Consider the following 21,218-nt stretch of genomic DNA (forward strand, 5'->3'; position numbering starts at 1 on the left):
ACAGCCGGTGGTAGTAAAGTAAAAGAATTCGGTGGAGCGGTAGTTCAGTTGGTTAGAATACCTGCCTGTCACGCAGGGGGTCGCGGGTTCGAGTCCCGTCCGTTCCGCCACCCTAATTAGGGGCGTAGTTCAATTGGTAGAGCACCGGTCTCCAAAACCGGGTGTTGGGAGTTCGAGTCTCTCCGCCCCTGCCAGAAATAATCCTTAGCAGATGCTAAGGATTTTTTTTGCCTAAAATTACCTGGTCAGGTAATCGTAAACTCCCTTCTTTTTCTCTTCATCATTTTCATTTTTCATCCAGCACATCAGTTTTTAACAGATCGCGGATAAGCGAATATTTATCGCTGTTTTGCAGCCAAATGGCGTATAGCGGCCTTGAAAGCGTTGCGCTATCGGCAACGGTATGTAATCCGCCCTTTTCGTTTGCCCAGTTTACAGGAAGCCAGCTACAGCCATTTAATGCGCTAAGCTGCTGTCGGGCGAGTTCGGCTGAGCTGGTTGTTAATACCGGCACTTCATCTGCTGCGATCAATCCTGTTTCATGCTGTTGGAAGTCTGGTCCCCACTCCAGCCGCAGATAATTGAGTTCTGATTTCATACGGGCAGGGCTGCTGCAATATAGCGCCAGAGTGAAGTGCCCTAACAGTTGACTGCTGAATTCATCCATTTTGGGCGCTTCGGTAGTAATGAGGAGATCAAGCTGGCGTTCATGAAGTTGCTTCACAAGCGATTGCCGTTGAGCGATTCTGGCTTCGAATTGCAGGCCGCTTTGCGGCTCCTGTAGTTGGTACAGTCGGCCCAGCCAGTCGTTAAGCATACACTCCCATAAAGACGCGCTGGCGCCAATGGAAAACTCGTTATGACGCGAGGTATTCGCCACCTCTTTACGCGCCGCCTGCCACGTATTCATCAGCGTTTCCGCATACGGTAAAAGCTTTTCGCCAGCCGCGGTTAAACGGATATTGTTTCTGTGCCGCGTAAAGAGGTTTACGCCCAGTTGATTCTCCAGTTGCCTGATACGGAAGCTCACCGCGGATTGCGTCAGGTAAAGTGCTTCTGCGGCCCGCCCGAAATGTCGCGTCCGGCTAACTTCCAGGAAAGTTTTTAACAATTCCGTATCCACTGTGCTCTCCACAAAATTATTTGTCGTTATGATTTAAATGTTTTGTTTTACACTCTGTCAAGCGTAACTAATACTCCGCGCCATAAATAGCTCAGACAAAGAATTAGGAGCGTGCAGGATGGCGGAAAGCTTTACGACGACTAATCGATATTTTGACAATAAACATTATCCACGTGGATTCTCTCGTCATGGGGATTTCACGATTAAAGAGGCACAATTGCTTGAGCGTCATGGTCATGCCTTTAATGATCTGGATCTTGGTAAGCGTGAGCCAGTAACTGAAGAAGAGAAGCTGTTTGTAGCGGTATGTCGCGGTGAACGCGAGCCGGTAACGGATGCAGAACGCGTCTGGTCTAAGTATATGACGCGTATCAAGCGCCCAAAACGCTTTCACACCTTGTCTGGCGGCAAGCCGCAAGTTGAAGGCGCAGAAGACTACACCGAAGCTGATGATTAATAAAAAGGGCGTAATGCCCTTTTTTTACGCCAATAGCTTTTGCAAATGAATTAACAACCTGTCTATCGCCCGATAGCTTACCGCCTCCTGCAAATGCTGACGCGAGATACTGTCTGCCTGTTCTATGTCGGCAATGGTTCTGGCCACCTTTAGCAAGCGCTGCCAGGCGCGAATGGATAATCCAAGATGCACCAGCGTGCCCTCAAGCCAGCGGGCGTCATCGTGATGTAAAACACAGTATTTTTGGATCTCGCGACCTTCCAGATGCGCGTTTAACTTCTTCTGGCGTTGGTACTGCCGCTCCTGGGCGGCGATGACCCGCTTTTTTACCGTAGCGCTGTTCTCACCCTTTGAGGCGTGTTGGCTAAGAATCCCGGGCGGAGGAAGCGGTATCTCAAGCGAAAGGTCGAAACGATCAAGAAACGGGCCTGACAACCTATTAAGGTAACGTAGTGTCTGTTCTGGCGTGCAGCGATTATGGTTTCCCTGATAATGTCCGGTCGGGCTGGGATTCATTGCGGCGATTAACTGGAATCTGGCAGGGTACGTTATTTTCGCTCTGGTGCGAGATAAATGAATTTGGCCGGATTCTATAGGTTCACGTAGTGCATCCAGTGTGCGTCGCTCAAATTCAGGCAATTCATCAAGAAACAAAATTCCGTTGTGCGCCAACGATATCTCTCCCGGTGCGGGTATTGCGCCGCCGCCGACCATAGCAGTAAGTGAGGCGCTATGATGAGGTGAGCGAAAGGGACGTTGCTGCCATTGTTTTTGTACCGTATCTGCATTAACCAGACTGAGGATCGCGGCGCTTTCCAACGCCTCTTCATTACTTAATGGTGGAAGAATCCCGCTCAGTCGACTGGCCAGCATGGTTTTACCCGTACCCGGCGGGCCGATCAATAACAGGTTATGTCCACCTGCCGCTGTAATCTCCAGGCCGCGTTTACCCTGCTCCTGACCGATTACATCGCTAAGATCGGCAGTTGTGGTAGGCGATGCCATATCCTGGGCTAAGGGTCTTTCCAGGGCGTGCTTCCCTTCCAGAAAGGCGCAGACGGTTTGTAGATGATCGGCGATAAAACAACCTTCTTTGCTGATAAGCCCAACCTCCGCCGCGTTCTCTGTTGCGACGATAATATTTCTGCCAGCCCTGATGGCTTCAGTTGCGCTTGATATTGCGCCAGGAACGCCGCGTAATGCGCCTGTAAGCGCTAACTCACCTACCAGCTCATATGCCTCAAGATTCAACGCCGTAAGCTGCTCAGACGCGGCCAGAAGCGCAACAGCAATAGGCAGGTCATACCTTCCGCCTTCTTTCGGTAGATCGGCTGGAGCAAGGTTAATGGTTATCTTTTTAGCCGGAAATTCATATCCGCTATTAATGATCGCACTGCGTACCCGATCACGCGCCTCTTTTACCGTGGTTTCCGGTAGGCCTACCATAGTTAATCCCGGTAACCCATTACTGATATGCACCTCTATAGTGATAGGCGGCGCATTGACGCCAAGTGCGGCGCGGGTATGAACAATCGACAGTGACATAATCCCTCCTGTTGCGTGGATTATGCGGAATAGAAGAGAACATTGAATTACTGATTTTTTGTTTTTTAGTGGTGGATTCCTGAATTTTGGCGTCATTTTCAGGTAATAAACATAAATCTGGAAGAACACTCGCAGAAGCGAAAAGGAGGAAAACAGGAGGGAAAGCGCACCAAAAGAGGGAAGAAAACGTGAAAATTTTTCAGTTGCTAATTTTTCTTATAAAAAACAAAGAGCTTTTAGGTATACACCTGCACTATCTGAAACGTGGTTAAAAAAATATCTTGTGCTATTGGCGAAACCTATGGTAACTCTTTAGGTATTCCTTCGAACAAGATGCAAGAATAGACAAAAATGACAGCCCTTCTACAAGTGATTAGCCTGGTCGTGATTAGCGTGGTGGTGATTATTATCCCACCGTGCGGGGCTGCACTTGGACGAGGAAAGGCTTAGAAATCAAGCCTTAACGAACTAAGACCCCCGCACCGAAAGGTCCGGGGGTTTTTTTTGGCCTGAAAAACTTAAGCGAGGAGCAGATCGTGAATAACAGCATAAAATTCTGTTTCTCCAGAATTATGACGGGGATGTAACTATGAACGGGGCACAGTGGGTGGTACATGCTTTGCGAGCTCAGGGGGTGAAAACCGTATTTGGTTATCCTGGCGGCGCAATTATGCCGGTTTACGATGCGTTGTATGACGGTGGTGTGGAGCATCTGTTGTGCCGTCATGAGCAGGGCGCGGTGATGGCTGCGATCGGTTATGCCCGTTCTACCGGTAAAACCGGTGTTTGTATCGCCACCTCCGGCCCTGGCGCCACTAACCTGATCACTGGCCTGGCGGATGCGTTGTTAGATTCGGTACCCGTCGTCGCGATCACGGGTCAGGTTTCCGCTCCGTTCATCGGCACCGATGCGTTCCAGGAGGTGGATGTGTTAGGGCTGTCGCTGGCATGTACCAAGCACAGCTTTCTGGTGCAGTCGCTGGCAGAGCTGCCTCGTATCATGGCAGAGGCTTTTGAAGTCGCCAATGCTGGCCGTCCCGGACCCGTTCTGGTGGATATCCCTAAAGATATCCAGTTAGCCAGCGGAGCGCTGGAGCCCTGGTTCACTACCGTTGCTAACGAAGCGATATTCCCCCATACCGCGGTTGAGAAGGCGCGTAACATGCTGGCGCAGGCGCAGAAGCCGATGCTGTACGTCGGCGGCGGTGTTGGTATGGCGCAGGCGGTTCCGGCGCTGCGTAAATTTATCGCGGTAACGCAAATGCCGGTTACCTGTACGCTGAAAGGGCTGGGCGCTGTTGAAGCTGATTATCCGTACTATCTGGGAATGCTGGGAATGCACGGTGCCAAAGCCGCAAATTACGCGGTGCAGCAGTGCGATCTGCTGATTGCCGTCGGGGCGCGTTTTGATGACCGGGTGACCGGTAAGCTGAATACGTTTGCGCCGAACGCCAGTGTGATCCATTTAGATATTGATCAGGCCGAATTGAACAAATTACGCCAGGCGCACGTAGCGTTACAGGGCGATCTGAATACGCTGTTACCTGCGTTACAGCAACCGTTATCTATCGATGAGTGGCGGCAGCATAACGCTGCAATGCGTTCCGAGCACGCCTGGCGCTATGACCATCCTGGAGAGGCTATCTATGCGCCGTTGTTGTTGAAGCAATTGTCGGAACGCAAACCCGCAGACAGTGTGGTGACGACGGATGTGGGACAGCATCAGATGTGGTCAGCCCAGCATATGACTTACACCCGCCCGGAGAATTTCATTACCTCCAGCGGTCTGGGGACGATGGGCTTTGGTCTGCCTGCTGCCGTTGGCGCACAGGTAGCGCGACCGAATGATACCGTTATCTGTATCTCCGGTGACGGCTCCTTCATGATGAATGTTCAGGAGTTGGGCACCGTAAAACGCAAGCAGTTACCGTTGAAGATAGTCTTACTCGACAACCAGCGGTTAGGGATGGTTCGACAATGGCAGCAACTGTTTTTCCAGGAACGATATAGCGAAACCACCCTCACCGATAACCCCGATTTCCTCATGCTGGCCAGCGCCTTCGGCATTCAAGGCCAGCACATTACTCGTAAAGACCAGGTTGAAGCGGCACTTGACACGATGTTGGCAAGCGAAGGTCCGTACCTGCTTCACGTCTCAATCGACGAACTTGAAAATGTCTGGCCGTTGGTGCCGCCTGGCGCCAGTAACTCTGAAATGCTGGAGAAATTATCATGATGCAACATCAGGTCAATGTATCGGCACGCTTTAATCCAGAAACCTTAGAACGTGTTTTACGCGTGGTGCGCCATCGTGGTTTTCAGGTGTGCTCCATGAATATGGAAGCCGCGACCGATGCGCAGAATATAAATATTGAATTGACCGTTGCCAGTCCCCGGTCGGTCGACTTACTGTTTAGTCAGTTAAGTAAACTGGTAGATGTTGCGCATGTCGCGATCTGCCAGAGCGCTGCCACATCACAACAAATCCGCGCCTGAGCGCAAAAGGAAGAAAAATGACGACGAAAAAAGCTGATTACATTTGGTTCAATGGCGAGATGGTGCGCTGGGAAGACGCGAAGGTTCACGTAATGTCTCATGCGTTGCACTACGGTACGTCGGTATTTGAAGGGATTCGGTGCTATGACTCTCACAAAGGCCCGGTGGTGTTCCGTCATCGTGAACATATGCAGCGCCTGCGCGACTCAGCAAAAATTTACCGTTTTCCGGTTTCCCAGAGTATTGATGAACTGATGGAAGCCTGCCGCGCCGTGATTCGTAAAAATAATCTGACCAGCGCCTATATCCGTCCGTTGGTATTTGTGGGCGATGTCGGTATGGGCGTTAATCCGCCCCCGGGATACACCACTGACGTCATCATTGCCGCGTTCCCGTGGGGGGCATACCTGGGCGCCGAAGCGCTGGATCAGGGGATCGATGCGATGGTTTCTTCCTGGAATCGCGCTGCACCGAACACCATTCCGACCGCCGCCAAAGCGGGCGGGAACTACCTTTCCTCACTGCTGGTGGGTAGCGAAGCGCGCCGCCACGGCTATCAGGAAGGCATTGCTCTGGATGTAAACGGCTATATCTCCGAAGGCGCAGGCGAAAACCTGTTTGAGGTAAAAGATGGCGTGCTGTTTACTCCGCCGTTTACCTCTTCCGCGTTGCCAGGCATTACTCGCGACGCGATCATCAAACTGGCGAAAGAGCTGGGTATTGAAGTGCGCGAGCAGGTGCTGTCCCGTGAATCGCTGTATCTGGCCGACGAAGTGTTTATGTCCGGAACAGCGGCAGAGATTACTCCGGTACGCAGCGTTGATGGTATCCAGGTAGGCGAAGGCCGCTGCGGTCCTGTTACCAAGTGTATTCAACAAGCCTTCTTTGGTCTCTTCACTGGAGAAACCGAGGATAAATGGGGCTGGTTGGATCAGGTAAATTCATAATAAATAAAATTAATATTTTCCCAAAATAATTTGCGTCACAGGAAGGCGGCAACGCAGCGAATCCCCAGGAGCTTACTGTAGTAAGTGACTGGGGTGAGTGAGGCAGCCAACGCGCCTGTGGCGTGAAGTATGAAGGGAAAAGATGGGGAGTAAATAAAGCATGCCTAAATACCGTTCCGCCACCACCACCCATGGCCGTAATATGGCGGGTGCCCGCGCGCTGTGGCGCGCCACCGGAATGACCGACAGTGATTTTGGCAAACCGATTATCGCCGTGGTGAACTCATTCACTCAGTTTGTGCCGGGTCACGTTCATCTGCGCGATCTCGGTAAGCTGGTCGCCGAACAGATTGAAGCTTCCGGCGGTGTGGCGAAAGAGTTCAACACTATTGCCGTGGATGACGGCATCGCGATGGGTCATGGGGGGATGCTTTATTCACTGCCATCGCGCGAGCTGATCGCCGACTCCGTTGAGTACATGGTGAACGCTCACTGCGCCGACGCGATGGTGTGTATCTCCAATTGTGACAAAATCACCCCAGGCATGTTGATGGCTTCGCTGCGCCTGAACATTCCGGTGATCTTTGTCTCCGGCGGACCGATGGAAGCCGGGAAAACCAAGCTTTCAGATAAAATTATCAAGCTGGATCTGGTTGATGCCATGATTCAAGGGGCGGATCCGAAGGTCTCTGACGATCAAAGTAACCAGGTGGAACGCTCCGCGTGCCCAACCTGCGGCTCCTGCTCTGGCATGTTTACCGCTAACTCCATGAATTGCCTGACCGAAGCGCTGGGCCTGTCGCAGCCGGGCAACGGTTCGTTGCTGGCGACTCACACTGACCGGAAGCAGTTGTTCCTCAATGCTGGTAAGCGGATTGTTGAACTGACTAAACGCTATTACGAGCAGGATGATGAAAGCGCACTGCCGCGAAACATTGCCAACAAGGCGGCGTTCGAAAACGCTATGACGCTGGATATTGCGATGGGCGGTTCGACCAATACCGTTCTGCATCTGCTGGCGGCGGCGCAGGAAGCAGAAATCGACTTTACAATGAGCGATATCGATAAGCTTTCCCGCAAAGTCCCGCAGTTGTGCAAAGTGGCGCCGAGCACGCAGAAGTATCATATGGAAGATGTCCACCGCGCGGGGGGCGTCTTAGGCATTCTGGGCGAGCTGGATCGTGCGGGTCTGTTGAACCGTGATGTGAAAAACGTATTAGGCCTGACGCTGCCGCAAACGCTTGAGCGGTATGACGTTATGGTGACGGAAGATGAAGCCGTGAAACAGATGTTCCGCGCCGGGCCTGCGGGCATTCGCACGACTAAAGCGTTTTCGCAGGATTGTCGCTGGGATTCGCTGGATGACGACCGCGCAGAGGGTTGCATCCGCTCGCTGGAGTATGCCTATAGCAAAGACGGTGGTCTGGCGGTGCTGTATGGCAACTTCGCCGAAAACGGCTGCATTGTGAAAACCGCAGGCGTGGATGACAGCATTCTCTCCTTCACCGGCCCGGCAAAAGTGTATGAAAGCCAGGACGACGCGGTAGAGGCGATTCTCGGCGGGAAAGTAGTGGAAGGCGATGTGGTCGTGATCCGCTACGAAGGGCCGAAAGGCGGGCCGGGAATGCAGGAAATGCTCTATCCGACCAGCTTCCTGAAGTCGATGGGGCTGGGCAAAGCCTGCGCGCTCATCACCGATGGGCGTTTCTCCGGCGGTACTTCGGGTCTTTCCATCGGCCACGTCTCGCCGGAAGCGGCCAGCGGCGGCACTATTGCGCTGATTGAAGATGGCGACACCATTGCGATTGATATCCCGAACCGCAGTATTCAGTTGCAGTTGAGCGAGACTGAAATCGCCGCACGCCGCGAGGCGCAGGAGGCTCGCGGTGATAAAGCCTGGACGCCGAAAGATCGTCAGCGTCAGGTTTCGTTTGCCCTGCGTGCCTACGCCAGCCTGGCGACCAGCGCCGATAAAGGCGCGGTGCGCGATAAATCGAAACTGGGAGGTTGATGATGGCGGAATCTCAACCTCTGTCAGCCGCACCGGAAGGGGCGGAGTATCTGCGCGCAGTGCTACGCGCGCCAGTATACGAAGCGGCGCAGGTGACGCCGCTGCAAAAAATGGAAAAGCTCTCGTCACGTCTGGACAACGTTATTCTCGTCAAACGCGAAGACCGGCAGCCGGTACATAGCTTTAAGTTGCGCGGCGCTTACGCGATGATGGCCGGATTGACCGAAGAACAAAAAGCCCACGGCGTGATTACCGCTTCGGCGGGGAACCATGCACAGGGCGTGGCGTTTTCCTCCGCGCGGCTTGGCGTTAACTCTCTGATCGTCATGCCAAAAGCAACGGCAGATATTAAAGTCGATGCGGTACGCGGTTTTGGCGGCGAAGTGCTGTTGCACGGCGCTAATTTTGATGAAGCGAAAGCGAAAGCTATTGAACTGGCGCAGCAGCAGGGTTTTACCTGGGTGCCGCCGTTTGATCACCCAATGGTGATCGCCGGGCAGGGCACGCTGGCGCTGGAGCTGCTTCAGCAGGATTCGCATCTCGATCGTGTCTTTGTGCCGGTTGGCGGCGGCGGCCTGGCGGCGGGCGTAGCGGTACTGATCAAACAATTGATGCCGCAAATCAAAGTTATTGCCGTCGAAGCGGAAGATTCCGCCTGCCTGAAAGCGGCGTTGGAAGCAGGTCATCCAGTGGATCTCCCGCGCGTTGGGTTGTTTGCTGAAGGCGTGGCGGTAAAACGCATCGGCGACGAAACGTTCCGGCTGTGTCAGGAATACCTTGATGATATTGTCACCGTGGATAGCGACGCTATCTGCGCGGCGATGAAAGATCTGTTTGAAGATGTGCGTGCAGTGGCGGAGCCGTCCGGCGCGCTGGCGCTGGCGGGGATGAAAAAATATATCGCCCAGCACAATATTCGCGGCGAACGCCTGGCGCACGTCCTTTCCGGCGCCAACGTCAACTTCCACGGCTTGCGCTATGTGTCTGAACGCTGCGAGCTAGGGGAACAGCGCGAAGCGTTACTGGCAGTGACCATTCCGGAAGAAAAGGGTAGCTTCCTCAAATTCTGCCAGTTGCTTGGCGGGCGTATGGTCACAGAATTTAACTACCGTTTTGCCGACGCGAAAAATGCCTGTATTTTTGTCGGCGTACGCGTCAGTCAGGGTCTGGAGGAGCGAAAAGAGATTATCACCCAACTGTGCGACGGCGGTTATAGCGTAGTGGATCTCTCCGACGATGAAATGGCGAAACTGCATGTGCGCTATATGGTCGGTGGCCGTCCCTCCAAGCCGTTACAGGAGCGTTTGTATAGCTTCGAATTTCCGGAGTCGCCCGGCGCGTTGCTTAAATTCCTGCATACGCTTGGCACGCACTGGAATATTTCGCTATTTCATTACCGTAGCCACGGTACCGATTATGGCCGCGTGCTGGCGGCGTTCGAGTTGGGCGATCATGAGCCGGATTTCGAAACCCGGCTCTATGAACTGGGTTATGAATGTCATGATGAGAGCAATAACCCGGCGTTCCGGTTCTTCCTCGCGGGCTAAGCGAAGCGCCGCCATCTCGCATTAGTGGCCAGGCAGTAAGTTCCAGAACGCATCAATAAGCGGCTCATGCAGCCGCTTTTTTTGTGCGCACACGCCCAGTTCAAACGGCGTTTTCTCATCGCTACGTTCTAAAATCATCACACGATTACGTACCGGCTCCGGACTGTTTTCCAGTACAACCTCCGGAATTAAAGCCACACCGCAGCCCAATGCGACCATTGATACCATCGCCTCATGACCGCCCACCGTGGCGTAAATCGATGGATTACTGATTTTATGCCGACGGAACCACAGTTCAATGCGGCGACGTACCGGCCCCTGATCGGCCATGATAAACGGCACCGTCGCCCAGTCCGGTTTTTCTACCGCGACCTGGCTACGTACCGGGCAGGGCAGCGCCGGGGCGATCAGCACAACAGCCAGATTCTCCAGCATCGAAAACGCCACCGCGCCCGGCAGCGTTTCTGGTTTGCCGGCGATTGCCAGGTCCGCTTCTCCCGTCACTACCTTCTCCATCGCGTCGGCGGCGTCGCCGGTGGTGAGCTTAATTTCGACGGAGGGATGCTCGGCGCGGAAGCGGTCGAGGATCGGCGGCAGGTGGCTGTAGGCGGCGGTCACTGAACAAAAGATATGCAATTCACCGGAGAGCGATGGTCCCTGTTGGTCGAGCGTATGGCGTAGCTGCTGATACTGTAATAACGTTTGCTGGGCGAACACTCGCAGTTCCTCCCCGGCGTCAGTGAGCGTCACGGTGCGGTTATCGCGCACAAACAGCGACTGCCCGAGGTCTTCTTCCAGGCGTTGTATCTGGCGGGAAAGCGTGGAGGGGCTGACGTGCATTGCCCGCGCGCTGCGGCCAAAGTGGCGGCTTTCCGCCAGATGCAGGAACGTTTTTAGATCGCGTAAATCCACAGACAGACCTCCGTTTTTTGACGTTGCATAAACCGCAACATAACGTTGTGAATATATCAATTTCCGCAATAAATTTCCTGTCATATAGTGGGTTCAATCTCGCAAAAGCGAACCGAATAATAAGCACCACAACACAACATCATGAGGTATCACCATGGCTAACTACTTTAATACACTGAACTTGCGCCAGCAGTTGGCGCAACTGGGTAAATGCCGCTTTATGAGTCGCGATGAATTCGCCGATGGCGCAAGTTACCTTCAGGGTAAAAAAGTGGTTATCGTCGGCTGCGGCGCGCAGGGTCTGAACCAGGGCCTGAACATGCGCGACTCCGGCCTGGATATCGCCTACGCCCTGCGTAAAGAAGCCATTGCTGAAAAGCGTGCTTCCTGGCGCAAAGCGACCGAAAACGGCTTTAAAGTGGGAACCTATGAAGAGCTGATCCCGCAGGCGGACCTGGTGGTTAACCTGACGCCGGACAAGCAGCACTCTGACGTGGTACGCTCCGTACAGCCGCTGATGAAAGACGGCGCTGCGCTGGGCTACTCCCACGGATTTAACATCGTGGAAGTGGGCGAGCAGATCCGTAAAGACATTACCGTGGTGATGGTGGCGCCGAAGTGTCCGGGTACCGAAGTACGTGAAGAATACAAGCGTGGCTTCGGCGTACCGACGCTAATCGCCGTTCACCCGGAAAACGATCCGAAAGGCGAAGGCATGGCGATTGCCAAAGCCTGGGCCGCTGCAACTGGCGGTCACCGCGCGGGCGTGCTGGAATCTTCCTTTGTCGCGGAAGTGAAATCCGACCTGATGGGCGAGCAGACCATTCTGTGCGGTATGTTGCAGGCTGGTTCTCTGCTGTGCTTCGACAAGCTGGTGGCAGAAGGCACTGACCCGGCGTATGCGGAAAAACTGATTCAGTTCGGCTGGGAAACCATCACCGAAGCGCTGAAGCAGGGCGGTATCACCCTGATGATGGACCGTCTGTCTAACCCGGCGAAACTGCGCGCTTACGCGCTGTCCGAGCAATTGAAAGAGATCATGGCGCCGCTGTTCCAGAAACATATGGACGACATCATCTCCGGTGAATTCTCTTCCGGTATGATGGCGGACTGGGCTAACGATGATAAGAAACTGCTGACCTGGCGTGAAGAGACCGGCAAAACCGCGTTCGAAACCGCACCGCAGTTTGAAGGTAAAATCGGCGAGCAGGAATACTTCGACAAAGGCGTACTGATGATCGCGATGGTGAAAGCGGGCGTTGAGCTGGCGTTCGAAACCATGGTCGATTCCGGCATTATCGAAGAGTCTGCTTACTACGAATCCCTGCACGAGCTGCCGCTGATCGCGAATACTATCGCCCGTAAGCGCCTGTATGAAATGAACGTCGTGATCTCCGATACCGCAGAATACGGTAACTACCTGTTCTCTTACGCTTGCGTACCGCTGTTGAAACCGTTTATGGCGGAATTGCAACCGGGCGATCTGGGTAACGCTATCCCGGAAGGCGCGGTAGACAACGCACAGCTTCGCGACGTGAACAACGCGATTCGCAGTCATGCTATCGAGAAGGTGGGCCAGAAACTGCGCGGTTATATGACGGATATGAAGCGTATTGCCGTCGCCGGATAATACCCCGTCGTCTTTCAACTTACAGATGCGTTGGCTACGTTCGTACACCCCAGTCACATAGTTATCTATGCTCCTGGGGCTGTACTCACTTGCCGCCTTCCTGCAAGTTGAAATCCTTAGGGGAAGGCTTTGAGATAAAAAACCGGTGCAATTAGACACCGGTCTTTTAATTTCGGTACAGCACCTTAATGATGTGATAGCCGAACTGGGTGTGCAGTGGGCCGGTTGGCTCCAGTACCGGGCAGGAAAAGACCACTTTATCGAATGCCGGAACCATCTGGCCCTGACGAAATTCGCCTAAATGACCGCCTTTTTTACCGGATGGGCAGATAGAATGCTTCTTCGCCAGCTTCTCAAAATCGCCGCCGTTTTTAATTTGCTCCAGAAGATCTAAAGCCAGTTTCTCTTCTTTTACAAGGATATGCAGCGCTGCTGCCGTTTTTGCCATTATTGTGTTCTCACGTCGCAAAGATTGGCCGTCACTTTATCACTCCTTAGGCTGTCAGACATATACTCTTCGCCATTACAGGACAGATGTCCCGCCTGATTTAATGAACCGGGAGATAAGCGGCATTTTTAGCGGGCGTATTGCGGATGTGCGGGACGGCGGTCCTGTCCTTTCTGACAAGGGGCGAGATACCATGAACATAATGAAAAACGCAGAATTTCCAGACGACTGGCTTTTAGGGCTACGCCAGGTCGTACGCGACCCTGTGCTCTATGAATTACTCAAATATTGTCCGCTGGAAATCATGCAGTGCTGGCGATTTGACGACATTTCCCGCGGCGCGCTTATCTGCCGCCAGGGGGAAATATGCCAGCAATTTTCGCTCATCGTGGCCGGCGAAGTGGATGTTTTTTACGAAGCTGAAGATGGACGCCGTTACCGGCAGGCGCGTTATGGCAAAGGCGACATGCTGGGCGAGCTGGAGATATTTGAGTCGCGGCATTACATCTGTTCTGTCGTAGCCGTCGGCAATGTACAGCTACTCAGCCTGCCGCAAGCGCATTTTTGCCGCTGGCTAACGCTGGATAACCATTTTAACCAGCGAATGCTGCGGTTTTTCAGTCAACAGTATTACCAGTTGTCGAAAAAGGCCAGTAGCGACAATTTGTACTCGCTGCATCAGCGCGTATGCCAGGCATTATGGCTGCGTTATCAACAATATGAATCAACCATTATTTTGCTTGATAAGCAGAATCTTGGTCAGGAATTTGCGGCGACGACGCGCAGTATCAACCGGATACTGCACGATCTGAAATCGCTGAACATTATCGATACCGACGGTGAGCGGATCATTTTACTGGCTCCTGAAAAACTCAAACAGGAGGCGGAAATCTGAACCTCTCAGAACAATAAGGAGACGGGAGATGCAACCCCATATTCGGCTTAACACAAGCATGACCTGCGCGAAATATGCGCTTTTGCCCGGCGATCCCGGGCGGGTGGATAGAATCGCCCGTTTTCTTGATAAGGCTAAAATTTTGGGGCAAAACCGGGAATTTCGCGCGGCGTGCGGCTGGTATCGGGGCGTTGAAATAGTCGTGCTTTCCACGGGAATCGGCGGACCATCAACCGCTATCGCCATCGAGGAGTTACGCCAGGTTGGTGTCAACACGCTAATCCGTATCGGTAGTTGCGGCGCGTTGCAGGACTCGCTGGCGTTGGGCGATGTGATCATCGCCCACGGCGCGGTGGCTGACGACGGCGCCAGCAAAACCTATGCGCCCGCCAGTTATCCGGCCTGTGCGGACCCGTATCTTACCGCCACGCTGATACAGCAGGCGAAACAGATGAACATCTCTGCCGTTTGTGGACTGGTACGCAGCCATGACAGCTTTTATACCGATCGCGAAGCTGAACTGGATGCCGAATGGTCGGCCCGGGGGGTTCTCGGCGCGGATATGGAAACCGCCGCGCTGATGGTCGTGGGGGCGTTACGTGGGCTGCGTACAGCGTCGTTACTAAACGTGGTCGTCGCGCATAATGGCTGTCTGGAGAGCAGTATTAACCATTATGTTCAGCAGGAAACCTTGTGCCAGCAAGGTGAAGAGCGCCAGATTTCTCTGGCGCTTCAGGCCATTTATTTCGATAGTTTGCAAGGGGAGCAATGATGGACTTTTTCAGCATTAACAATGTAATGGTCAACATTCCTCTCGGCGAGGGTGGGTATGCGCTGTCGTGGATTGAGGCTATCGGCACCGTCTTTGGCTTATTGTGCATCTGGTGCGCCAGCCGGGAAAAAATCATTAATTACCTGTTTGGCTTGATTAACGTCACTCTGTTTGCCGCCATCTTTTTTCAGATTCAACTATATGCCAGCTTGCTACTTCAGGTGTTTTTCTTTGCGGCGAATATTTACGGCTGGTACGCATGGAGCCGGCAGAATGACGCCCAGGAAGCCGCTCTGAAAGTACGCTGGCTCTCTCGTCAACAAACATGGAGGTTGGGGGGCATATGTATTATCGCCATTCTGCTGATGACGTGGTTTATCGATCCGGTCTTTGCTATGTTGACCCGCGTTATGCTCGCCCTGCTGCAAACGGTAGGTATTCAGGTGGCGATGCCTGAACTCCAGCCGGACGCGTTCCCGTTCTGGGATTCCACCATGCTGGTGTTGTCGATTGCGGCGATGGTGCTGATGACCCGCAAGTACGTGGAAAACTGGCTGCTGTGGGTGATTATTGATGTGATTAGTGTTGTGATCTATGCGGTACAAGGCGTTTATGCGATGTCGCTTGAGTATGTTCTGCTGACGGCGATCGCGCTAATGGGTTCTTACAGTTGGATCAAGAGTGCGCAGCGTAATGGCTATACGCCGCTTGCCGCCAGAGCCTGCTGATTGACCTTTTCCAGGCTGCCAGAAAAGGCAGCCTGGTCTTCTCTGAGCCTCGCTTTCTGCTACAATCCCTCCCCCGTTCGAAGATTGAGCACTATTCCCATGCGTTTAAATCCCGGCCAACAACACGCTGTCGAATTCGTCACCGGACCCTGCCTGGTGCTGGCTGGGGCGGGTTCTGGTAAAACTCGCGTAATTACCAATAAAATCGCCCACCTGATCCGCGGATGCGGCTATCAGGCCCGGCATATTGCGGCGGTGACGTTTACTAATAAAGCGGCGCGCGAAATGAAAGAACGCGTCGGGCAGACGCTCGGTCGTAAGGAAGCGCGCGGTTTGATGATCTCCACCTTTCATACGCTAGGGCTGGATATTATTAAGCGCGAGTACGCTGCGCTGGGGATGAAATCGAACTTTTCATTGTTTGACGATACCGACCAGGTCGCCTTGCTCAAAGAGCTGACCGAAGGCCTGATCGAAGACGACAAGGTTCTGTTACAACAGCTGATCTCCACGATCTCCAACTGGAAAAACGATCTCAAAACGCCTGCGCAGGCAGCGGCGGAGGCAAAAGGTGAACGCGATCGTATTTTTGCCCACAGCTACGGGCTTTATGACGCCCATATGAAGGCATGTAACGTTCTCGATTTTGATGATTTGATTCTGCTGCCGACGCTGCTGCTGCAACGCAATGACGAGGTACGCGAGCGCTGGCAGAATAAAATTCGTTATCTACTGGTGGATGAATATCAGGATACTAATACCAGCCAGTATGAGCTGGTTAAGCTGCTGGTCGGGCAACGTGCGCGCTTTACCGTGGTGGGCGATGACGATCAGTCTATCTACTCCTGGCGTGGGGCGCGCCCACAAAACCTGGTGTTACTGAGCCAGGATTTCCCGGCGTTGCAGGTGATCAAGCTGGAACAAAACTATCGCTCTTCGGGCCGCATTCTGAAAGCGGCGAATATTCTTATCGCCAATAATCCGCACGTCTTTGAAAAACGCCTCTTTTCCGAACTCGGTTACGGCGCGGAACTCAAAGTGTTAAGCGCAAACAATGAAGAGCATGAAGCTGAGCGCGTTACCGGCGAACTGATTGCCCATCACTTTGTGAACAAGACCCAGTACAAGGATTACGCCATTCTGTATCGCGGGAACCATCAGTCGCGGGTATTTGAAAAATTCCTCATGCAGAACCGTATTCCGTACAAAATTTCCGGCGGCACATCGTTCTTCTCCCGTCCTGAGATTAAAGACCTGCTGGCCTACCTGCGGGTGTTGACCAACCCGGATGATGACAGCGCTTTCCTGCGCATCGTGAATACGCCAAAACGCGAAATCGGTTCGGCCACTCTGCAAAAGCTGGGTGAATGGGCAATGACGCGTAATAAAAGCCTGTTTACCGCCAGCTTTGATATGGGGCTTAGCCAGAAGCTGACCGGGCGTGGTTACGATTCATTGACGCGTTTTACCCACTGGCTGGGGGAAATCCAGCGTCTGGCCGAACGCGAGCCTATCGCCGCCGTGCGCGATCTCATCCACGGTATTGATTATGAATCCTGGTTGTACGAAACCTCGCCGAGTCCCAAAGCGGCGGAAATGCGTATGAAAAACGTTAACCAGCTCTTTAGCTGGATGACCGAAATGCTGGAAGGCAACGAACTTGATGAGCCGATGACGCTGACCCAGGTGGTTACACGCTTTACGCTGCGCGATATGATGGAGCGAGGCGAGAGCGAAGAAGAGCTGGATCAGGTACAGTTGATGACGCTTCATGCTTCGAAGGGGCTGGAATTCCCGTATGTGTATATGGTGGGAATGGAAGAAGGATTTTTGCCGCATCAAAGCAGCATTGACGAAGATAATATTGAGGAAGAGCGTCGGCTGGCCTATGTCGGGATCACCCGCGCGCAGAAAGAGCTCACCTTTACATTATGTAAAGAGCGCCGTCAGTATGGGGAACTGGTACGCCCGGAACCCAGTCGCTTCCTGCTGGAACTGCCGCAGGATGATTTAATCTGGGAGCAGGAGCGCAAAGTGGTGAGCGCCGAAGAACGAATGCAAAAAGGGCAAAGTCACCTGGCTAATCTAAAAGCCATGATGGCGGCAAAGCGAGCGAAACCGTAGGCTGGATAAGCGAAGCGCCATCCGGAAATCAGACTACGTTTAGCGAACATCCAGCGGCCAGTGTACATAGCTTTGCCACTGGCTTTCCTGATCAATCAACTCTTTACCCAGCGGGTGATGCGCCAGCCAGCCGTCAGGCAAGGTTAACGTCAGATTTTCATTTAGCGCCTGTAGCGTAATTTCTGGTACCAGATCGTCACGACGGCGACCGGCAAAGAGAATCGCCAGTCGCAGCAAACGGCATAGCTGTTCCGCAACACGGGGTGGTACCGCGTTTTGCTGATGAAGCGAAGAGAGATCGACCGGATTGGTCTGATTCAGTAAGAGGGTAGCGAGCAACTTTTTCTGCGCGGGCGTATAGCCAGGCAGATCCAAATGGCGTACTAAATAGGCGGCATGATAGGGCGCCTGTTTAAAATCAACGCTCAGACCGATCTCATGCAACTGGCAGGCGCTAAGCAACAGTTCACGACTGATAGGCTCAATATGCCATTCATTTTCTACCTGTTTGAGGAAGTTATCCGCCAGCTTCGCTACGCGATTCGCCTGATCGGTATCGACGATAAACCGACGCTGAATGTTTCGCAGCGTGCGGCTGCGGATATCCTGATCCACCGCCAGGTGCAGCATCCCATACACCAGCCCTTCGCGTAACGCGCCGCCTGCCAGCGTCATGCACTGGATGTTCAACTCGGTAAATATCGCGATCAGAATAGCCAGCCCGCTTGGGAAAACCAGCGCGCGTTCCAGCGTCAGGCCTTCGATTTCCAGCTCTTCCAGACGCCCGCACTGTATCGCGCGTTGTTTTAGCTGCTGCAGTTTGGCGAGCGTAATGCGCTCGTCCATCCCCTGCGCCATCATGATTTCCTGCAATGCCTGTACGGTGCCGGAGGCACCCACGCAGACTTTCCAGCCATGAAAACGCAGTTCATCGGCGACCGGACGCAGCACATCGCGCGCGGCCTTCTCCGCATCATCAAAGTTTTCTTGCGCCAGATTACGATCGCTAAAATAGCGTTCAAGCCACGTTACGCAGCCCATCGACAGGCTAAACAGCGACGTGGTTTGTGCGCCAGTGCCGGTAACCAGTTCAGTACTGGCGCCGCCGATATCCACCACCAGCCGCTGATCTGCGCCGCCAGTGGTATGAGCGACACCTTGATAAATCAGCCGCGCCTCTTCTTCGCCGCTGATAACCTGCACCGGACAACCGAGGATGATCTGCGCTTTTGCGATAAATTCACCCGCATTGACGGCGAGACGCAATGTTGCGGTGGCAACCACGCGGATTTGCGGCTGTGGAATATCCTGCAAACGTTCAGCAAACAGGCGCAGGCATTGCCAGCCGCGTTCCATCGCTTCGGCTGAAAGTCGGTTGTCGCTGTTCAGACCAGCGGCCAGACGCACCTTGCGTTTTATTCGGGTCAGCGTCTGGATGCTTCCCGCCACCTCACGTACGACCAGCATATGAAAACTATTGGAACCGAGATCAATGGCTGCATACAACGAGGTAGAATTCATACACTTCATCCTTCAACCTGTATCCGTGTTGGCTGCGTACTCTCCCCCAAATCACTTACTAAAGTAAGCTTATCGGGATTCGTTTTCTTGCCGCCTTGATACAGGCTAAATGATTTTGTGTATGGCATAACTTTTCTTAACCTGAACGACGACGATTACGCGGAGCGCCAGCGCGGCGCGGACCATTGCCAGGGCGCGAACGCGTCAGGCGCAACGGCTTGGGCAGATCGTTCATGAGCGCTTCCGGATTGTATTTGCTGACCGGAATCGAGTGGCCGATATAGCTCTCAATGGCGGGCAAATTCAGCGCATATTCTTCGCAAGCCAGACTGATGGAATGTCCGCTGGCGCCTGCGCGACCGGTACGACCGATACGGTGAACATAGTCTTCACAATCGTCCGGCAGATCGTAGTTAAAGACGTGCGTTACGGCGGGAATATGCAGCCCGCGCGCCGCAACATCGGTCGCCACAAGAATATCCAGATCGCCGCGGGTGAACTCATCCAGAATCCGCAGGCGCTTTTTCTGCGCGACGTCGCCGGTCAACAGACCAACACGATGGCCGTCTGCCGCCAGATGTCCCCAGATATCTTCGCAACGATGCTTGGTGTTGGCGAAAATAATGGCGCGATCTGGCCACTCTTCTTCGATCAGCGTTTGCAGTAAACGCATTTTCTCTTCATTAGAGGGGTAGAAAAGCTCTTCTTTAATGCGGTGGCCGGTCTTTTGCTCCGGTTCAACTTCAACATATTCGGCGTTGTTCATCTGTTCAAACGCCAGTTCGCGAACCCGGTAAGACAGGGTGGCGGAGAACAACATATTCAGACGCTGCGCAGCCGGCGGCATACGACGGAACAGCCAGCGGATATCTTTAATAAAGCCCAAATCGTACATGCGATCGGCTTCATCGAGTACGACGACCTGAATGGCGCCGAGGTTAATGTGATTTTGTTTGGCGTAGTCGATCAGTCGGCCCGTCGTACCGATAAGAATATCAACGCCGCTTTCCAGCACTTTAAGCTGTTTGTCGTAACCATCGCCGCCGTAAGCCAGGCCTAATTTTAAGCCTGTCGCTTGCGCCAACGGTTCCGCGTCGGCGTGAATTTGTACGGCTAATTCACGCGTCGGTGCCATGATCAGCGCGCGCGGCTGGTTCACCTTGCGATCGTCGATCGCGGGATGAGAAAGTAAATAATGAAACGTTGACGTCAGAAACGCCATCGTTTTCCCGGTACCGGTTTGCGCCTGCCCTGCAACGTCACGACCCGCCAGCGTTAGCGGAAGGGCCAGTGCCTGAATGGGCGTACAATTATAAAACCCTTTTTTTTCAAGGGCTTCAACCACCTGTGGGTGCAGGGCGAAGTCGGAAAACTTCTGTTCTGTTAAATGTGTTTTGCTCATAGTGTGGTAGAATATCAGCTTACTATTGCTTTACGAAAGCGTATCCGGTGAAATAAAGTCAACCTTTGTTGGCGAAGTTAACATCAGCACCTCGTTGGTTAATGCTACACCAACACGCCAGGCTTATTCCTGTGGAGTTATATATGAGCGATAAAATTATTCACCTGACTGACGACAGTTTTGACACGGATGTACTCAAAGCGGACGGGGCTATCCTCGTTGATTTCTGGGCAGAGTGGTGCGGACCGTGTAAAATGATCGCTCCGATTCTGGATGAAATCGCTGACGAATATCAGGGCAAATTGACTGTTGCCAAACTGAACATTGACCAGAACCCAGGTACTGCGCCTAAGTATGGCATCCGCGGTATTCCGACTCTGCTGCTGTTTAAAAACGGCGAAGTGGCGGCAACCAAAGTAGGCGCATTGTCTAAAGGTCAGTTGAAAGAGTTTCTCGACGCCAATCTGGCGTAATACCGTTTATACGTCGAATGATAAAGGCGCTGTATGGTCAGGGGTCTGTCATTCGACGAATGATTAAGGTATCAGGCAGTTTCGTGGCGTCCGTTGTCCTTTCGTTATTCTTAAATTGTCAGGATCTCTGGACGCCCGGTCTGAGTCGTGCTAAGTTAGTATTGACTTCGAATTAAACATACCTTAT

At 53.2% G+C, this 21,218-nt stretch carries 20 protein-coding genes and 2 tRNA genes; 16 read left to right on the top strand and 6 right to left on the bottom strand.

The window, feature by feature from the left end:
- Window positions 1-33 precede the first annotated feature (33 nt).
- Window positions 34-110 (top strand) — tRNA-Asp (locus tag AC3G3F_RS22080).
- Window positions 111-118: 8 nt separating this feature from the next.
- Window positions 119-194 (top strand) — tRNA-Trp (locus AC3G3F_RS22085).
- 92 nt (window positions 195-286) lie between these two features.
- Here the strand turns inward: AC3G3F_RS22085 and hdfR are convergent.
- Window positions 287-1,135: an HTH-type transcriptional regulator HdfR gene (gene hdfR, locus AC3G3F_RS22090; RefSeq protein ID WP_077944465.1), complete on the bottom strand. Its 849-nt coding sequence runs from the start codon at window positions 1,133-1,135 to the stop codon at window positions 287-289.
- A gap of 106 nt (window positions 1,136-1,241) precedes the next feature.
- Here hdfR and maoP point away from each other — a divergent pair, with 106 nt between their 5' ends.
- A complete protein-coding gene (gene maoP / locus AC3G3F_RS22095) occupies window positions 1,242-1,580 on the top strand; it encodes a macrodomain Ori organization protein MaoP (protein ID WP_000840996.1) in 339 nt (112 codons plus the stop codon).
- A 24-nt stretch (window positions 1,581-1,604) separates the two neighbouring features.
- Here maoP and AC3G3F_RS22100 read toward each other — a convergent pair whose 3' ends face one another.
- The gene (locus AC3G3F_RS22100; RefSeq protein ID WP_053528826.1) at window positions 1,605-3,125 is read right to left on the bottom strand and encodes a YifB family Mg chelatase-like AAA ATPase; all 1,521 of its coding nucleotides are present in this window, start codon (window positions 3,123-3,125) and stop codon (window positions 1,605-1,607) included.
- Window positions 3,126-3,476: 351 nt separating this feature from the next.
- Here AC3G3F_RS22100 and ilvL point away from each other — a divergent pair, with 351 nt between their 5' ends.
- The 7 genes from ilvL to ilvA all read left to right on the top strand — a co-directional run bounded on the left by ilvL (window position 3,477) and on the right by ilvA (window position 10,126).
- Window positions 3,477-3,575 (top strand): ilv operon leader peptide, encoded by a 99-nt coding sequence (gene ilvL / locus AC3G3F_RS22105; RefSeq protein ID WP_024149608.1) that lies wholly within the window; start codon window positions 3,477-3,479, stop codon window positions 3,573-3,575.
- A gap of 86 nt (window positions 3,576-3,661) precedes the next feature.
- Window positions 3,662-3,712, top strand: coding sequence for a peptide IlvX (gene ilvX / locus AC3G3F_RS22110; RefSeq protein ID WP_193394364.1), 51 nt, complete (start codon window positions 3,662-3,664; stop codon window positions 3,710-3,712).
- A gap of 2 nt (window positions 3,713-3,714) precedes the next feature.
- On the top strand, window positions 3,715-5,361 hold the full coding sequence (gene ilvG, locus AC3G3F_RS22115; RefSeq protein WP_023247361.1) for an acetolactate synthase 2 catalytic subunit: 1,647 nt from the start codon (window positions 3,715-3,717) through the stop codon (window positions 5,359-5,361).
- Window positions 5,358-5,621, top strand: coding sequence for an acetolactate synthase 2 small subunit (ilvM, locus tag AC3G3F_RS22120; RefSeq protein ID WP_000983260.1), 264 nt, complete (start codon window positions 5,358-5,360; stop codon window positions 5,619-5,621). The genes ilvG and ilvM overlap by 4 nt, the downstream gene beginning before the upstream one ends.
- A gap of 17 nt (window positions 5,622-5,638) precedes the next feature.
- A complete protein-coding gene (gene ilvE / locus AC3G3F_RS22125) occupies window positions 5,639-6,568 on the top strand; it encodes a branched-chain-amino-acid transaminase (RefSeq protein WP_053528823.1) in 930 nt (309 codons plus the stop codon).
- A 160-nt stretch (window positions 6,569-6,728) separates the two neighbouring features.
- Complete coding sequence (ilvD, locus tag AC3G3F_RS22130) at window positions 6,729-8,579, top strand: dihydroxy-acid dehydratase (protein WP_488395776.1); 1,851 nt, start codon at window positions 6,729-6,731, stop codon at window positions 8,577-8,579.
- A gap of 2 nt (window positions 8,580-8,581) precedes the next feature.
- Complete coding sequence (gene ilvA / locus AC3G3F_RS22135; protein ID WP_053528828.1) at window positions 8,582-10,126, top strand: threonine ammonia-lyase, biosynthetic; 1,545 nt, start codon at window positions 8,582-8,584, stop codon at window positions 10,124-10,126.
- 21 nt (window positions 10,127-10,147) lie between these two features.
- Here ilvA and ilvY read toward each other — a convergent pair whose 3' ends face one another.
- Window positions 10,148-11,038, bottom strand: coding sequence for an HTH-type transcriptional activator IlvY (gene ilvY / locus AC3G3F_RS22140; protein WP_063390929.1), 891 nt, complete (start codon window positions 11,036-11,038; stop codon window positions 10,148-10,150).
- Window positions 11,039-11,192: 154 nt separating this feature from the next.
- Between ilvY and ilvC the strand changes: the two genes are divergently transcribed.
- On the top strand, window positions 11,193-12,668 hold the full coding sequence (gene ilvC / locus AC3G3F_RS22145) for a ketol-acid reductoisomerase (protein WP_070802876.1): 1,476 nt from the start codon (window positions 11,193-11,195) through the stop codon (window positions 12,666-12,668).
- Between the two features lie 166 nt (window positions 12,669-12,834).
- Here the strand turns inward: ilvC and ppiC are convergent, their stop codons facing one another.
- A complete protein-coding gene (ppiC, locus tag AC3G3F_RS22150; RefSeq protein WP_001140255.1) occupies window positions 12,835-13,116 on the bottom strand; it encodes a peptidylprolyl isomerase PpiC in 282 nt (93 codons plus the stop codon).
- A 193-nt stretch (window positions 13,117-13,309) separates the two neighbouring features.
- Between ppiC and AC3G3F_RS22155 the strand changes: the two genes are divergently transcribed.
- From AC3G3F_RS22155 to rep, 4 genes are all read left to right on the top strand, one after another.
- On the top strand, window positions 13,310-14,011 hold the full coding sequence (locus AC3G3F_RS22155; RefSeq protein WP_024149609.1) for a Crp/Fnr family transcriptional regulator: 702 nt from the start codon (window positions 13,310-13,312) through the stop codon (window positions 14,009-14,011).
- Between the two features lie 28 nt (window positions 14,012-14,039).
- Entirely contained in the window at window positions 14,040-14,783 is a 744-nt protein-coding gene (locus tag AC3G3F_RS22160; RefSeq protein ID WP_023247370.1) for a nucleoside phosphorylase, read from the top strand.
- Window positions 14,783-15,511 carry a nicotinamide riboside transporter PnuC gene (pnuC, locus tag AC3G3F_RS22165; RefSeq protein WP_001804215.1) on the top strand — a complete coding sequence of 243 codons (729 nt, stop codon included), beginning with the start codon at window positions 14,783-14,785 and terminating at the stop codon, window positions 15,509-15,511. Before AC3G3F_RS22160 ends, pnuC begins: the two co-directional genes overlap by 1 nt.
- 99 nt (window positions 15,512-15,610) lie before the next feature.
- Entirely contained in the window at window positions 15,611-17,635 is a 2,025-nt protein-coding gene (rep, locus tag AC3G3F_RS22170) for a DNA helicase Rep (protein ID WP_053528820.1), read from the top strand.
- A 39-nt stretch (window positions 17,636-17,674) separates the two neighbouring features.
- Here rep and gppA read toward each other — a convergent pair whose 3' ends face one another.
- Together gppA and rhlB are read right to left on the bottom strand one after the other, a co-directional pair.
- Window positions 17,675-19,156 carry a guanosine-5'-triphosphate,3'-diphosphate diphosphatase gene (gene gppA, locus AC3G3F_RS22175; protein ID WP_023247372.1) on the bottom strand — a complete coding sequence of 494 codons (1,482 nt, stop codon included), beginning with the start codon at window positions 19,154-19,156 and terminating at the stop codon, window positions 17,675-17,677.
- A 136-nt stretch (window positions 19,157-19,292) separates the two neighbouring features.
- The gene (gene rhlB / locus AC3G3F_RS22180; protein WP_000047525.1) at window positions 19,293-20,558 is read right to left on the bottom strand and encodes an ATP-dependent RNA helicase RhlB; all 1,266 of its coding nucleotides are present in this window, start codon (window positions 20,556-20,558) and stop codon (window positions 19,293-19,295) included.
- A gap of 143 nt (window positions 20,559-20,701) precedes the next feature.
- On the opposite strand from rhlB, the gene trxA reads away from it, so the two are divergent.
- Window positions 20,702-21,031: a thioredoxin TrxA gene (gene trxA / locus AC3G3F_RS22185; protein WP_001280776.1), complete on the top strand. Its 330-nt coding sequence runs from the start codon at window positions 20,702-20,704 to the stop codon at window positions 21,029-21,031.
- Window positions 21,032-21,218 lie beyond the last annotated feature (187 nt).

This window comes from Salmonella sp. FC25216 (assembly GCF_057751355.1).